11 protein-coding genes and 1 riboswitch are annotated in these 13,214 nt (G+C 61.7%); of the genes, 3 read left to right on the forward strand and 8 right to left on the reverse strand.

The genetic code is table 11. The features are described from left to right. Positions 1 to 135 precede the first annotated feature (135 nt). The 3 genes from KSW38_RS06775 to KSW38_RS06785 all read right to left on the reverse strand — a co-directional run bounded on the left by KSW38_RS06775 (position 136) and on the right by KSW38_RS06785 (position 2,727). Positions 136 to 588: a hypothetical protein gene (locus tag KSW38_RS06775; protein WP_223946306.1), complete on the reverse strand. Its 453-nt coding sequence runs from the start codon at positions 586 to 588 to the stop codon at positions 136 to 138. 106 nt (positions 589 to 694) lie between these two features. Then, the gene (locus KSW38_RS06780; RefSeq protein WP_216923848.1) at positions 695 to 1,567 is read right to left on the reverse strand and encodes a VOC family protein; all 873 of its coding nucleotides are present in this window, start codon (positions 1,565 to 1,567) and stop codon (positions 695 to 697) included. A 77-nt stretch (positions 1,568 to 1,644) separates the two neighbouring features. Then, positions 1,645 to 2,727: an amidohydrolase family protein gene (locus tag KSW38_RS06785; RefSeq protein ID WP_216923849.1), complete on the reverse strand. Its 1,083-nt coding sequence runs from the start codon at positions 2,725 to 2,727 to the stop codon at positions 1,645 to 1,647. A gap of 84 nt (positions 2,728 to 2,811) precedes the next feature. Next, positions 2,812 to 2,919, forward strand: a riboswitch (TPP riboswitch). Here KSW38_RS06785 and thiC point away from each other — a divergent pair. Then, positions 2,915 to 4,762, forward strand: coding sequence for a phosphomethylpyrimidine synthase ThiC (gene thiC / locus KSW38_RS06790; RefSeq protein WP_216924136.1), 1,848 nt, complete (start codon positions 2,915 to 2,917; stop codon positions 4,760 to 4,762). It overlaps the preceding riboswitch by 5 nt. Here thiC and KSW38_RS06795 read toward each other — a convergent pair. Then, positions 4,745 to 5,467, reverse strand: coding sequence for an alpha/beta fold hydrolase (locus tag KSW38_RS06795; protein ID WP_216923850.1), 723 nt, complete (start codon positions 5,465 to 5,467; stop codon positions 4,745 to 4,747). The two genes, thiC and KSW38_RS06795, sit on opposite strands and share 18 nt — an antisense overlap. A 106-nt stretch (positions 5,468 to 5,573) precedes the next feature. Then, positions 5,574 to 7,151: a signal recognition particle protein gene (gene ffh / locus KSW38_RS06800; protein WP_216923851.1), complete on the reverse strand. Its 1,578-nt coding sequence runs from the start codon at positions 7,149 to 7,151 to the stop codon at positions 5,574 to 5,576. Between the two features lie 172 nt (positions 7,152 to 7,323). Between ffh and KSW38_RS06805 the strand changes: the two genes are divergently transcribed. Further along, a complete protein-coding gene (locus KSW38_RS06805) occupies positions 7,324 to 8,724 on the forward strand; it encodes a glucose-6-phosphate dehydrogenase (RefSeq protein ID WP_216923852.1) in 1,401 nt (466 codons plus the stop codon). 93 nt (positions 8,725 to 8,817) lie between these two features. Here the strand turns inward: KSW38_RS06805 and KSW38_RS06810 are convergent, their stop codons facing one another. Continuing rightward, positions 8,818 to 9,156, reverse strand: coding sequence for a P-II family nitrogen regulator (locus KSW38_RS06810; protein ID WP_017199639.1), 339 nt, complete (start codon positions 9,154 to 9,156; stop codon positions 8,818 to 8,820). Next, the gene (locus KSW38_RS06815; protein WP_216923853.1) at positions 9,153 to 10,484 is read right to left on the reverse strand and encodes an ammonium transporter; all 1,332 of its coding nucleotides are present in this window, start codon (positions 10,482 to 10,484) and stop codon (positions 9,153 to 9,155) included. The genes KSW38_RS06810 and KSW38_RS06815 overlap by 4 nt, the downstream gene beginning before the upstream one ends. 227 nt (positions 10,485 to 10,711) lie before the next feature. On the opposite strand from KSW38_RS06815, the gene KSW38_RS06820 reads away from it, so the two are divergent. Further along, the gene (locus KSW38_RS06820; protein WP_216923854.1) at positions 10,712 to 11,941 is read left to right on the forward strand and encodes an MFS transporter; all 1,230 of its coding nucleotides are present in this window, start codon (positions 10,712 to 10,714) and stop codon (positions 11,939 to 11,941) included. A 54-nt stretch (positions 11,942 to 11,995) separates the two neighbouring features. Here the strand turns inward: KSW38_RS06820 and ftsY are convergent, their stop codons facing one another. Further along, positions 11,996 to 13,204: a signal recognition particle-docking protein FtsY gene (gene ftsY / locus KSW38_RS06825; RefSeq protein WP_216923855.1), complete on the reverse strand. Its 1,209-nt coding sequence runs from the start codon at positions 13,202 to 13,204 to the stop codon at positions 11,996 to 11,998. Positions 13,205 to 13,214 lie beyond the last annotated feature (10 nt).

Raw genomic sequence — 13,214 nt, forward strand, 5'->3', positions numbered from 1 at the left:
GTGGGGCGGGCCATACTTGGGGGTTCGAAAGGACAAGATTTGGGCACGGAGAGAGGGGCCGCGCCAATCAAGTACCTGACCATTGTGCCAGATGCCGGAAGTAATTACGACTTTCGCCACTCCCGGCCACAACGGTCAGACAGACCAAACGTAGAGCCCTGACCGCTCCGCCTTTTCCACGTCAGTGGCCAAGGCGGCCAACTGCTGCACGTATTGACGCGATTCGTCCGCACCAAAAGGCATGTCGTCCTGAGCCGCCCACGCCGCAGCGACGTCGTCAAGAACGTTCCCGTCGCCTTCGCTTTCATACGTCAGCAACTCGGCCAGCGCCCTCACCATCGCCTCCGGAACACCAAGGAGGGCGTCGCTGGTGACATCCACCAGCGCCAGTTCGTAGTCTGCGCCGGCAGCGTGGACGGCTTTACCCGCAAGGTCACCCAATTGTTCGACCTCAAAGTCGGTGATGCCATCGATCCTGACGGCGGGGCCGGTAACGTCAGCGCCCCGATCCAAGGCAGCTGCCCTCTTGAGTGCTTCATCGTGGGTGGCTACAAAAATTTCGGCAAAGCCCATGGAGAGTGCTCTCATTCGTTCGTGCTGACGGGGCGGCGGCAAGGCCCAAGGGGGCAAATACCGTCAATGCCCAGCCTAATGCAGTCCCTGCCCATGCTCGCGGAAGCCAGCGCGAGGATGCTTAGCGCACTGCCACGCGCAGCTTGTTGCGCCAAGGGTCTTCGAACTGAAGCTCCAGGCCCGTATGGTGGTTCGCCACGGACGCAACCTTCAGCCGGTCAGCCAGTGCGGCGACGTCATCCGCGGACGGCACCTCGATCAAGACTTCGCCCAGGCCCAGAGTGTCCTTTCGGGGTCCAGCCCCTCGGCTGTTCCACACGTTCATCGCCATGTGGTGGTGGTACCCGCCGGCAGATACGAACAACGCCTGCCCGTGCCAGCCCGCCGTCCTCTCAAAACCCAGCGTGTCCACATAAAAATCCTGGGCGGTCTGTACGTCACCTACCTGAAGGTGCACGTGCCCGACGCCGGCTGCGGCTTCCCGCTGGCCAGTCACGGCGGCCTCACTCAAGTGTTGCTGGAGGAAACGCTGGGGCGGCAAGGCAACATTGTCCATCACCACGGTCTTCCCATCCCACTGCCACACATCGCGCGGTTTGTCGTAATAGAGCTCGATGCCGTTGCCTTCCGGATCAGTGAAGTAGAACGCTTCGCTCACCAAATGGTCAGCACTGCCTACAAAGGCGCGCGGTTCATACTCTGCCGCAGTGGCGATGGTGGCCGCCAGGGAAGGCTGGTCCTGGAACAGGATGGCCGTATGGAAAAGCCCCGCTTCCCCACGGCCTGGAATCTGCAGGCCGGCAGCGGGAGCGAGGTGGACTACAGGCTTGCCCAAGCGCCCGAGGTACAGCCCGCCATCCTGCTCGGCCACGATCTCCAAGCCCAAGGCACGCTGATAGTAGTCACTCATTACCCTCATATCGCCGACCTTGAGCATGACGGTGCCCATGGTGAGTTCGGCAGGAAGGAGATCCTGGTTGGATATCGTCGTCATGTGAAGCTCCCGGTTCATAGATGGCCGCCCTTCGGCACGTTCTACTAATCTAAATTACTTGAAGCTTCAATTTATTCCTAGTAGACCAGTTTTCCGCGCAGGACTACATGCTTCAGGCTTGCCACAGTTGCGAGGTTCTTCCTGGGATCATCCCGGCAAAGCACGACGTCGGCACTTGCCCCTTCGCTGATGCCCTCGGCTCCGAGCCACTTCCGTGCGCCCCATGTGGCGGCGCCCAGAACGGCAGTGGGCGGCAGGCCGGCGTCGTGCAGTTCCTTCATTTCGTCAGCGATCCTGCCGTGCTTGATCACGCTCCCTGCGTCAGTTCCCGCATAGATGGAAACACCGGCTTGGTAGGCCTCCAGCACCCGTTCTCGGCGCCGCTCCCAAAGCCGGGTCATGTGCTCGGCATAGACCGGAAACTTAGGTGCGGCCTGGGCGGCGATATCCGGAAAAGTCGCGATGTTTACCAACGTAGGAACAATCGGGACGGACTGCTCCACCAGGCGGGGAATATGCCGGGGCAAAAGGCCGGTTGCATGCTCAATGCAGTCAATCCCGGCGTCGAGCATGTCATCAATGGTGTCTTCAGCGAAGCAGTGGGCCGTCACCCTGGCCCCTTCGTCGTGGGCGGCGGCGATGGCATCCCTTACGACGTTCGCGGGAAACGAGGCGGAGAGGTCACCGGCACCGCGATCGATCCAGTCGCCCACTAGTTTCACCCAACCGTCCCCGTCCCGGGCTTCCTTACGGACTGTCTCCACCAGCTCGCCCGGCTCCACTTCGTGGCCCAAGCCACGCAGGTAACGCCGGCTCCGGGCGATGTGGCGTCCGGCACGAAGCAGCCGTGGGAGGTCCTCCCGCCGCTGAACCCAACGTGTATCGCTTGGCGAGCCGGCGTCACGGATCAACAATGTGCCGGCTTTTAGGTCCGCCTGTGCCTGGGCAAGAGTTGTTTGCTCATCAACCGCCCCGCCGACGCCAAGTCCAATATGGCAATGGGCGTCTACAAAACCAGGAAGGACCCACCCCTCCAGTGTGGAATCGGGCGCGGCAACGGGACGGTCGAACGTCAGTTTGCCATCAACGGACCACAGTCCGTGTCGTTGCTCGTCTCCTGCGACAAGCACAGGACCGGTGAATTCGATGATGTTGGCCATGGCAAAAGCCTAATCTGCCAGGCATGGGCCAATCCTCACGACCGGGTGTGACTGGGACGCCGATCGGAGCTGTGGTAGCTTCGTCTACGACCACACGGGGGCCCCTGCAGGGGCTGAGATCGGACTGAAGCAGTCTGCGACCGTTGAACCTGTCCGGGTAATGCCGGCGAAGGAAGTGAGTAATCCTTTGAGCACCACCAAAACACAGCACAGCTCTGCCGAAAACCAGACCAACACCAGCGAAAAAGCGGCGGAAACCGTCACGCAGTCGCTGAAGTCCCATTCGTTGGCCTGGTTGGAAGACCCGGCAAATGGTATCCGGGTCCCCGTTACGGAGATTGCGTTGGAGCCCTCCCCCAACGGTGAGGCCAACGAACCACTGCAGGTATACCGAACTGCCGGACCGGGCAGCGACCCCGTGGTGGGCCTGGAACCGTTCCGCACCGGATGGATCGAAGCCCGGGGAGATACCGAGGCATATTCCGGGCGGGAGAGGAACCTGCTCGACGACGGCAAATCAGCGGTACGCCGCGGTGCAGCATCCCAGGAGTGGAAGGGGGCGCAACCGGTGCCCCGCCGCGCCGTCGAAGGTAAGACGGTCACCCAGATGCACTATGCAAAGCAAGGCATCATCACGCCGGAAATGCAGTTTGTCGCACTGCGTGAGAATTGTGACGTCGAACTGGTACGCAGCGAAGTGGCTGCCGGGCGCGCCATCATTCCCAACAACATCAACCACCCGGAATCCGAGCCCATGATCATTGGCAAGGCCTTCTTGGTCAAAATCAACGCCAACATCGGAAACTCGGCCGTCACCAGTTCCATCGCCGAGGAAGTTGACAAGCTGCAATGGGCAACCCAGTGGGGTGCCGACACCGTCATGGACTTGTCCACTGGCGACGACATCCACACAACCCGCGAGTGGATCATCCGCAACTCCCCCGTTCCGATCGGCACTGTACCCATCTACCAGGCCCTGGAGAAGGTCAACGGCGAAGCCAACAAGCTCACGTGGGAAATTTTCCGGGATACCGTCATCGAGCAATGCGAACAGGGCGTTGACTACATGACAATCCACTCCGGAGTGCTCCTGCGGTACGTGCCCTTGACGGCAAACCGTGTGACAGGAATCGTCTCCCGCGGCGGCTCGATCATGGCGGGGTGGTGCCTGGCGCACCACGAGGAGAACTTCCTCTACACGCATTTTGATGAGCTCTGCGAAATCTTTGCCAAGTACGACGTCGCCTTCTCGTTGGGCGACGGCCTGCGTCCCGGCGCCACAGCCGATGCCAACGACGCCGCGCAGTTCGCTGAGCTCGATACGCTTGCCGAGCTGACCCAGCGCGCTTGGGAATTTGATGTGCAGGTGATGGTTGAAGGACCCGGGCATATTCCCTTCCACTTGGTCCGCGAGAACGTGGAACGCCAACAGGAACTCTGTAAAGGTGCCCCCTTCTACACCTTGGGACCGCTGGTCACGGACGTTGCTCCTGGCTACGACCACATCACATCGGCAATCGGTGCAACGGAAATTGCGCGCTATGGCACGGCCATGCTCTGCTACGTGACGCCCAAAGAACACCTTGGACTGCCAAACAAGGACGATGTGAAGACCGGTGTGATCACGTACAAGATCGCAGCGCACGCAGCGGACCTCGCCAAGGGACACCCGGGCGCAAACGAACGCGACGACGCTTTGTCCAAGGCCAGGTTCGAGTTCCGTTGGCGCGACCAGTTCGCACTGTCCCTGGACCCGGTTACCGCAGAAGCCTTCCACGACGAAACACTTCCCGCCGAACCTGCCAAGACCGCGCACTTCTGCTCGATGTGCGGACCTAAATTCTGCTCGATGCGCATCAGCCAGGACATCAGGGACGAGTTCGGTTCGGCCGAGGCGCAGGCCACCATTGCCGGGATCTACGACGGCATGCGGGAAAAGAGCGAAGAATTCCTGGCGTCAGGCGGCAAGGTGTACCTGCCTGAGCTGCAGCTTCCCCCAACCCGGACGGCGGAGACTTCAGGAAACCTTAACTGACCTCGTCCGGACAACATCGGCTACAAAAGAGCGAATAATCCGGTCTCCATCCACCGAGTCCTGGGGCCGGTGCCCTCCAGCTGCTACGCGGCGGAGGGCACCGGTGTCCTCCAGGTACCCCGCGATTTCTTCGTACAGTGGCTCCCACCCGCCCGTAAGGACGAGGGTAGGTACACCCGGAACTATGTGCAGGGGCGCCTCCCAAGGAGGTGCCTGCAGCCGGAGGCGACGTGCGGAACGGCGAGCTTCGGGCGTGTCCGGCCCGCTGGCTTCGGCCGAAAATGCACGCCTGAAGTATTCGCGTTCGTAGTCGGCGTCCTTAAGCTGGTTGCGCACGTCAAACAGCGGTTCCATGAGCGAACGATGGAATGTCGTGGCAGGCAGCTCGGCTGTCAGGGATAAACAAGCCGGTTCAACCAGTGTCAGTGAATGCATCAGGTCCGGGCGTTCAACTGCTGCGAGCATGGCGGAGATTGCACCTTGCTCATGCGCCACCACATGGCCGCCACCAGAATCCACCAGCGAAGCAACCACGATGCCGACATCCGCAGCGACGTCTGATTCCATGGGTTCAGCCACGGGATCAAAGCCGTGCCGGCGCAGGAACAGTGCGTCATATGACAGGGCCATGCCGTGCTGCTTGGGCCATGCCGAGGCGCCAAAACTCCCCAGTCCGTGGACGAAGACTACGCGCTGTTTGTGCATGGATTCACCCTAGTCCAGAGCCCTGACATCCCCGCCAAAAAGCAGTTGGCGCCGTTATGGGAATTCACAACGGCGCCAACTGTCACAGTGAGTCGGAGGTTCCGGGTTACTTGCCCAGGAACTTCTCGAAGCCCTTGGGGAGGTTCAGCGTGGACGGATCGAAGTCCGCAGCGCCCTGGCCGAACGCCGCTCCCGTGGGGGCTGCCGAGGCCGCATTGGCCCGTTTGGCCTCGGCGTCCCGGAGTTCCTGGGCTGCCTTTGCGGGGTTGCCGGAGCGCGCCTTCTTCTTCGGAGCGTTTTTGCCGCCCTTGCGGCCTCCGCCGGGGCCACCCATTCCAGGCATGCCCGGCATACCGGGCATACCGCCCTGGGCCATCTTCTTCATCATTTTCTGGGCTTGGGCGAAGCGCTCCAGGAGGCCGTTGACCTCGGAGACGTGCACACCTGAACCCTTTGCAATGCGGGCCCTGCGGGAGCCGTTGATGATTTTGGGAGCTACGCGCTCGTGCGGCGTCATGGACCTGACGATCGCCTCAACGCGATCGATTTCGCGTTCGTCGAAGTTCTCCAGCTGCTGGCGGATGTTCTGGGCACCCGGCATCATCATGAGCATCTTCTTCATGGAACCCATGTTGCGGATCTGCTGCATCTGCGCGAGGAAGTCATCCAAGGTGAAGTCTTCCTGGTCGGCGAACTTCTTCGCCATCCGGGCAGCTTCGTCCTTGTCCCAGGCCTTCTCAGCCTGTTCGATCAAGGTCAGTACGTCACCCATGTCCAGGATGCGTGAAGCCATCCGGTCCGGGTGGAAGAGCTCGAAGTCGTCCAGGCCTTCACCAGTGGACGCAAACATGACCGGCTTACCCGTGACGGATGCAACCGAGAGCGCGGCACCACCGCGGGCATCGCCGTCGAGCTTGGACAGCACGATGCCGGTGAAGTTGACGCCTTCATCAAACGCCATGGCCGTGTTGACGGCGTCCTGACCGATCATGGAGTCGATGACGAAGAGGACTTCGTTCGGGATGATCGCCTGACGGATCCTTCGCGCCTGGTCCATCATCTCGGCATCAACGCCGAGGCGGCCCGCGGTGTCAACAATCACGACGTCGTGCAGCTTCTGGCGCGCTTCTTCCACACCGGCACTGGCAACCGCCACAGGGTCACCGGCCGGGTGGTCCAGCTCGGAGGTTGCTCCCGGGTGCGGCGCGAAGACAGGGACGCCTGCGCGCTGGCCGACAACCTGAAGCTGCGTTACGGCGTTGGGCCGCTGGAGGTCGCAGGCAACCAGCATGGGGCTGTGGCCCTGCGCCTTAAGCCACTTGGACAGCTTGCCAGCAAGGGTGGTCTTGCCTGCACCCTGGAGGCCGGCCAGCATGATGATGGTGGGGCCGGTCTTGGCCAAGCGGATGCGCCGTGTTTCACCGCCGAGGATCTCCACGAGTTCCTCGTTGACGATCTTGACGATCTGCTGGCTCGGGTTCAAGGCACCGGAAACCTCGGCGCCAAGAGCCCGCTCGCGAATGCGGGACGTGAATTCGCGGACCACCGAAACGGCAACATCCGCGTCCAAAAGGGCACGGCGGATCTCCCGGACGGTGGCATCGACATCAGCCTCGGAGAGGCGGCCCTTGCCACGGAGGTTCTTGAAGGTTGCTGTCAACCGGTCAGAGAGTGAATTGAACACGCGCCGTGCACTTCTTTCGATGGTCTGCGATTGGCGGCCAGTGCGGCACGCCAGAGTCTTGACTTATTCTTGCCCCAAACAAATTTGCCTCAACCCCAACAAATCCGTGTCAACCAAGGGACTCGACTATCTAGGGTACCAAGTCGCACCTGCAAGATGGCATGCTGGCACAGTGACCAGCAAAACAACTGTGAAAACGTTGCTCATCCTCGGCGCGTCCGGGGACCTTACAGGCAGGCTGCTCCTCCCGGGACTGGCAGGGCTTATAGCCACGGGTCGGGCGCCCGGGTTGCGACTGGTGGGGGCCGGGTCCGACCCCTGGACGCCGGAGCAATGGCAGGAACGCGTCCATGGAGCATTTGCGGCCGCGTCAAAGACCGCCGATGCAAATGGACGCAACGCCTTGGCAGCTGTGGCCGGATCCACCGAATACCACCAAGTGGATGTCACTACCGACGGGCCCTTGGCGGACCTCTTGGCACGCTTGGAGGGACCCATAGCCATCTATTTCGCCCTGCCGCCCCACATCAGCCAGAAAGCGTGTGAAGTCCTCCGTCGCGAGCAAATGCCCGCTGGCACCCGCCTGGTGATGGAAAAGCCCTTCGGTTCCGGAAGCGAATCTGCACGCGAACTCAACCAAACGCTGGCCACTCTCGTGCCTGAGGACCACATCCACCGAATGGACCACTTCCTGGGCAAGGCCACTGTCCTGAATATCCTCGGCTTGCGGTTCGCCAACCGATTCCTTGAGCCTGTGTGGAACCGCGACCACATCGAAAAGGTGGAAATCGTCTTTGACGAGGACCTCGCCCTTGAAGGACGGGCCCGTTATTACGACGGCGCCGGTGCGTTGCGTGACATGATCCAGAGCCATTTGCTGCACATCATGGCGTTCATCGCCATCGACGCGCCAGCCAGCATCAATGAACGTGACCTCCGCGACGCCGTGGCTACGGTCTTGAGGGCCAGCAGTATCAAAGCCCCTTACCGCGATTCAACGCGGCGGGCGCGCTACACGGCAGGAACGCTCGGGGAACGGACAGTGCCGGATTACACCGCCGAGGAAGGCGTTGACCCCTCACGCAACACCGAGACACTCGCCGAAGTCCGGGTGGACATTGATAACTGGCGGTGGGAGGGAGTTCCCTTCCTCCTGCGCTCCGGCAAGGCCTTGGGGCGCCGGAGGAAGGAAGCCGTGATCACCTTCCGGCCAGTACCGCACCTGCCCACCGGCTTCTCCGGCGTGGACTCCCCCAACCAACTCCGGATTGGGTTCGGGCCAGACACCCTCCAACTCGACGTCGATGTCAACGGTCCAGGCGACATCTTCGCCTTGGACCGGGCCAGCCTCGTCGCAGAGCTGTACGCGACAGACATGCTTCCGTACGGTGAAGTACTTGAAGGCGTACTCACGGGCGATCCCTTGCTCTCCGTCCGGGGCGACACAGCCGAGGACTGCTGGCGGATCATTGAGCCCGTCCTTCGGGCTTGGGAACGGGATACAGTCCCCTTGGAGGAGTACGACGCCGGTGGCGCCGGGCCGGCGGACTGGCCCACCGCCGTCGTAGGTTAGGCCGGGCGACCCTCATAGGGCGTTAGGAAACCGTCCAGACATGAAGCGGGCCGGATACCTGAGAGGTATCCGGCCCGCTTTATTTATTAGGACTTAGATAGCGGCAGCGCCGCGCTCCCCGGTCCTTACTCGAACTGCTTCGTAAACATCCACGGTCCAGACCTTGCCGTCTCCGGCCCGGCCGGTGTTCGAGCTTGCGATCAGGACATCCAGGATGTCGTCTGCTTGCTCGTCCGTGGCAAGAACCTCAATGCGAATCTTTGGCAACAGGTCCACGTTGTATTCGGCTCCGCGGTACACCTCGGTGTAGCCACGTTGCCGGCCGTAGCCGCTTGCTGCGCTGACCGTCAAGCCTTGGACGCCGTACGCTTCCAGGCCTTCCCGGACTGCTTCAAGCTTTTCCGGGCGGACAATCGCTGTGATGAGCTTCATGCCTGGACACTCTCCTTGCCTTCTGCGGGCGTCTTGGCTGCTGCGGACTCAGACTTTCCGGTCATGGCCTCGTGCAGCGGCTGGAAGCTGCCACCGTGGCCATTGACACCGAACTCGTAGGCCGTTTCGGCGTGGAGGCTGAGGTCAACACCCACGTTCTCCTGCTCCGTGGAGACCCTGAAGCCCATGGTCTTGTGAATGGCAATGGCGATTATGGCTGTCATGACTGCCGAGAAGGCAATTGCGACTCCGGCAGCTGCGAGCTGGGCCCACATCTGGGTCATACCGCCACCGTAGAAGAGACCACCGGCAGTGACGCCTTCGCTTGGGGTGGCGATGAAGCCCAATGCCACGGTGCCGATGATGCCCGACACGAGGTGGACGCCGACAACATCCAGGGAGTCATCGAAGCCCCAGCGGAACTTCAAGCCGACTGCCAGGGCTGAAGCGACACCGGCTACAACACCGAGTCCAAGGGCACCCACCGGGCTGACATTGGCGCAAGCGGGAGTAATGGCAACCAGGCCTGCAACTACACCGGAAGCTGCACCCAATGAAGTGGGGTGCCCATCGCGGATGCGTTCGGTGACGAGCCAGGCGATCATGGCGGCGGCGGGGGCCGCCAGCGTGTTGATCCAGATGAGGCCAGCCTGTTCAGCAGTGGCTGCTGCACCGCCGTTGAAGCCGAACCAACCGAACCAGAGGATGGCTGCACCGAGCATGACGAACGGAATGTTGTGCGGGCGGTGGTTCGGGTCCTTGCCGAAGCCGCGGCGGTTACCAATGATCAGAACGAGGACGAGTGCTGCAACACCTGCGTTGATGTGCACGACGGTGCCGCCTGCGAAGTCAATGGCCGGGCCGAGGGCCTTGCCGATGGCTCCTTCAGCGCCGAACAAGCCGCCACCCCAAACCATGTACGCCAGCGGCGCGTAGACGAGGGTGACCCACACTGGAACGAAGAGGCTCCAGGCGCCAAACTTGGCGCGGTCTGCGATGGCACCGCTGATAAGGGCAACCGTAATGATGGCGAAGGTGGCCGCATAGCCGACCTTGATCAAACCATCGGGAGTGCTGATGCCTTCAAGGCCGAAGGTGGCAAACGGATTGCCCACGATCTCCATGAAGCCTTCGCCGGAGCTCATCGACGAGCCCCACAGCACCCAGACAACACCCACGATGCCGATGGAGATGAAGCTCATCATCATCATGTTCAGTGCTGCCTTGGCGCGGGTCATGCCGCCGTAGAAGAATGCCAAACCGGGAGTCATGAACAGCACGAGTGCCGCCGCCACCATGACCCATACGTGACCTGCGGTAAGTTCCATGGTGCACGTTCCTCTCTTGCTAGATCTGCGGTTCAACCGCGGTCTGACGCCGTTTTGCGTCCTGCTTAAGATTTTTGTGCCACCGTGTTTCGCCTGCGCAGGTTTTACATTGCGGGCTCGTTACAACAACCTCCCCAACGTAAATAGTGCATATCCCCGTTGTTACGGATATGTTTCATGCGTCACACTTCCCCGAAAACAGCCAGAATTTGAAGGACCCGCACCGCATGACTGAACAGCCCCGATCCGTTGAAGAGCCGAGGATCAGGCCGGAGAAGGAACCACTGCCCCGCGACATCAAGGTGATGTTGGCCGCAGCCTTCCTGATTGCGCTGGGCTTCGGTCTTGTAGCGCCGGTGCTCCCGCAATTTGCCACTACCTTCGACGTCGGTGCCACCGCTGCCGCCGTCATTGTCAGCATCTTCGCTTTTATGCGCCTGGTCTTTGCGCCGGCAGGGGGCTCCCTCATCGGTCGCTTCGGCGAGCGGAACGTGTATGTATCCGGCCTACTGATCGTTGCCGTTTCCACTGCCGCCTGCGCCTTCGCCCAGAATTATTGGCAGCTGCTGATTTTCCGGGGCCTCGGCGGAGCGGGGTCCGTAATGTTTACAGTCGCCGCCATGGGACTGCTCATCCGTTTGGCGCCACCTGAACGAAGAGGCCGCGTGTCGGGCGCGTACGCGTCGGCTTTTCTGATTGGCAGTGTCCTGGGCCCGGTTGTTGGTGGTCTGCTGGCAGGCTTTGGCCTTCGGGTGCCGTTCCTTGCCTACGCGGCGGCCTTGCTCGTTGCGGCGCTTGTAGTCCACACGATGCTCAGCGGCGAGGGCACCTCAGCCCAGGATGCCAGCCCTGCCCCACCCATGTCGCTGAAGGAGGCGGTGACGGATTCCGCCTACCGGGCTGCAGTGTTTTCCAGCTTCGGCAATGGCTGGGTGACTTTTGGTGTCCGCATGGCAACCATCCCGCTCTTTGCCGTCGCGGCACTTCACTCGCGGCCGGAGACAGCGGCGTGGGCCTTGGCCGTCTTTGCCGTAGGCAATGCCACAGCTTTGACGTTCTCGGGACGCCTCGCCGACGCCTGGGGTAGGAAGCCCCTGCTGATTCCGGGCCTTGTCATCACTGGCCTCACCACCGGTGTCATCGGGTGGACGACGGACCTTCCGGCATTCTTCGCCGCTTCCGCTGTGGCAGGTTTCGGCTCCGGTCTGTTGGGCCCCGCGCAACAGGCCGCGGTCGCTGATGTCATTGGCCGGGGCCGCTCCGGCGGAAAAGTACTGGCGGTTTTCCAGATGGCCGCAGACACTGGCGCCATCATCGGGCCCGTTGTAGCCGGCATCCTCGCCGATCGCTTCGGCTACGGGCTTGCGTTTGCCGTCACGGGCGGCGTGCTGCTGCTCACCGCCGCTGGCTGGCTGTTGGCGCGGGAACCGCTTAAAAGCAAAAGTGACTGGCAATAGTGGTTGGTAGAGCGTTGAAGACAACCACTATTGCCAGTCAGTTGGGCGATTGCGCTAGTTAAGCAGAGCGTCCACGAAGCCCTCGGCTTCGAACGGTGCGAGGTCGTCCGGACCTTCGCCGAGACCGATGAGCTTGACGGGCACACCCAGCGACTTCTGGATAGCCACCACAATGCCGCCCTTCGCTGTGCCATCCAATTTGGTGAGCACAATACCTGTGATGTTGACCACCTCGGCAAAGACGCGTGCTTGGTTCAGGCCGTTCTGGCCCGTGGTGGCGTCAAGGACCAGTAGGACCTCGTCCACTTCAGCCAGTTTTTCGATGACACGCTTGACCTTGCCGAGTTCGTCCATCAGGCCGGTCTTGTTCTGCAGGCGCCCAGCGGTATCCACCATCACAACGTCGACCTCCTGGTCGATGCCGGCCTTGACGGCTTCGTAGGCAACAGAGGCGGGGTCGGCGCCGTCGATGTCGGACTTGACGGTGGGTACGCCAACACGTTGGCCCCACGTGGCCAACTGCTCAGCAGCTGCTGCGCGGAAAGTGTCCGCAGCACCGAGCAGCACGTCCTTGTCCTCGGCCACGAGCACGCGCGCCAGTTTGCCCACGGTTGTGGTCTTGCCCACGCCGTTGACACCAACAACAAGCACGACGGCGGGTCGGTCAGCTTTGCGCTCGACGTTGAGGGAACGGTCCATGGTGGGATCCACGAGCTTGATGAGTTCTTCACGGAGCATGTCTTTGACATGCTCGGGGCTGCGGGTGCCCAGCACCTTGACGCGTTCCCGGAGGGCATCGACCAATTGCATGGTGGGCTCGGTGCCAAGATCGGCAAGGAGCAGCGTCTCCTCAACCTCGTCCCACACGTTCTCGTCGATTTTGTCCCCGGACAGCAGAGCCAGCAGACCCTTGCCCAGAATGTTGTTCGATTTCACCAAACGGGCGCGGAGGCGGGTCAGGCGCCCTTCCACAGGCGCCGGCGTCTCTACAGCGATGGTCTCCAACCCGGCGGCATCATCCGGAACATCAGCACCTTCGACTCTTCCGTCGAAAGTTGGGGCAGGAGGTGCGATTACGGCATCCGGTCGGTCCTCCACAAGGGTTCCGCTGCCTGCGGCCGATGACTGAGCGGGGTCATTGGCATCCCGCGTTCCAGGGTAGTTGGCGCCGGACTTCCGGGCCTTCATCAGTACCGGCACCAGCCCGCCGACCACGACGAGCGCAGCGACAATGGAAAGAATTATGGGTAGGAAATCGTTCACTCCCCTACCT

This window comes from Paenarthrobacter aromaticivorans (assembly GCF_019038615.1).
Classification (GTDB): domain Bacteria; phylum Actinomycetota; class Actinomycetes; order Actinomycetales; family Micrococcaceae; genus Arthrobacter; species Arthrobacter aromaticivorans.

Excerpts from the sequence above, each read along its gene's own strand:
- KSW38_RS06775 (WP_223946306.1), bottom strand. The coding sequence starts at position 588 with ATGAGAGCACTCTCCATGGGCTTTGCCGAAATTTTTGTAGCCACCCAC.
- KSW38_RS06780 (WP_216923848.1), bottom strand. The coding sequence starts at position 1,567 with ATGACGACGATATCCAACCAGGATCTCCTTCCTGCCGAACTCACCATG.
- KSW38_RS06785 (WP_216923849.1), bottom strand. The coding sequence starts at position 2,727 with ATGGCCAACATCATCGAATTCACCGGTCCTGTGCTTGTCGCAGGAGAC.
- KSW38_RS06795 (WP_216923850.1), bottom strand. The coding sequence starts at position 5,467 with ATGCACAAACAGCGCGTAGTCTTCGTCCACGGACTGGGGAGTTTTGGC.
- KSW38_RS06810 (WP_017199639.1), bottom strand. The coding sequence starts at position 9,156 with ATGAAGCTCATCACAGCGATTGTCCGCCCGGAAAAGCTTGAAGCAGTC.
- KSW38_RS06815 (WP_216923853.1), bottom strand. The coding sequence starts at position 10,484 with ATGGAACTTACCGCAGGTCACGTATGGGTCATGGTGGCGGCGGCACTC.
- KSW38_RS06820 (WP_216923854.1), top strand. The coding sequence starts at position 10,712 with ATGACTGAACAGCCCCGATCCGTTGAAGAGCCGAGGATCAGGCCGGAG.